The sequence below is a fragment of the Pseudomonas sp. SIMBA_068 genome, from assembly GCF_046534705.1.
Taxonomy (GTDB): domain Bacteria; phylum Pseudomonadota; class Gammaproteobacteria; order Pseudomonadales; family Pseudomonadaceae; genus Aquipseudomonas; species Aquipseudomonas putida.
The window spans coordinates 1-381 of sequence record NZ_JAWRYI010000112.1 but is presented as its reverse complement, the minus strand read 5'-3'; the positions used below and the strand labels follow the sequence as shown (position 1 = coordinate 381).

Annotated in this window: 1 pseudogene; it reads left to right on the top strand. The window is 52.5% G+C overall.

The window, feature by feature from the left end:
• Positions 1–381 (top strand): annotated as a pseudogene (locus SB756_RS28410) (ATP-dependent DNA helicase); the annotation flags it as partial.

Here is a 381-nt window from a genome sequence, read left to right as displayed (position 1 = left end):
GATCTGCCGGTACAAATCTTAAGCGATGTGATCCTGCTGCGCTCCTGGTCTAATCAAACAGTCGATGGTGATATCAGCACCTGCGTCAGCGTGGCGGAAGATTCACAGGCGTGGCCGCTGGTCACCAGCACCAACGACAACTGTCTTGGCAGCGACTGCCCGATGTATAAAGATTGCTTTGTGGTCAAAGCACGTAAAAAAGCGATGGACGCCGATGTGGTGGTGGTAAACCATCATCTCTTTCTGGCGGATATGGTGGTTAAAGAGAGTGGATTTGGCGAACTGATCCCGGAAGCGGACGTCATGATCTTCGACGAAGCCCACCAGCTACCGGACATTGCCAGCCAGTATTTTGGTCAGTCACTCTCCAGTCGACAACTG